The organism is Sphingomonas sp. 2378 (assembly GCF_038084995.1).
GTDB lineage: Bacteria > Pseudomonadota > Alphaproteobacteria > Sphingomonadales > Sphingomonadaceae > Sphingomonas.
Map to the genome: position 1 here is coordinate 1 of NZ_JAXCMJ010000122.1, position 525 is coordinate 525.

Here is a 525-nt window from a genome sequence, read left to right on the forward strand (position 1 = left end):
GATGCTGGCGTGGTCACGAAGAGTACCGCGATCGACAGCACCTACATCAAGGCGCAACGCGCGGCGTTCGGCGGAAAAGGGGGCGCCAGACCCAGGCGATCGGTCGCTCGCGCGGCGGATGGACGACCAAGGTCCACGCGCTCACCGATGTCATCGGCCGTCCCTATGCGCTGATGCTGACGGCCGGCAATGTCAGCGACGTGAAGGCGGCGCCTGCGCTCCTCGAACGGGCTGGTCGCATGCGCTACCTCCTTGCTGACAAGGGCTATGACGCAGACCGGCTGCGCCGCTCGCTCCGCGATGCTGGAGCCGTTCCTGTCATTCCCGGCCGTCGAAACCGCAAACGCACCATCCGCTACGACAAGGACAGATACCGTGGCCGCCACCTGATTGAGAACGCCTTTTGCCGCCTCAAGGACTTCCGCCGTGTCGCCACCCGCTACGACAAACTCGCCGCCAACTTCCTGTCAGGCGTCGCCATCGCAACCGCCCTCGCCTTCTGGCTCTGATTGAGTCTCAGCCCTA

1 pseudogene is annotated in these 525 nt (G+C 65.0%); it reads left to right on the forward strand.

The features are described from left to right. Window positions 1-509: pseudogene (locus SM191_RS19570) on the forward strand (IS5 family transposase); the annotation flags it as partial. Window positions 510-525: the final 16 nt, after the last annotated feature.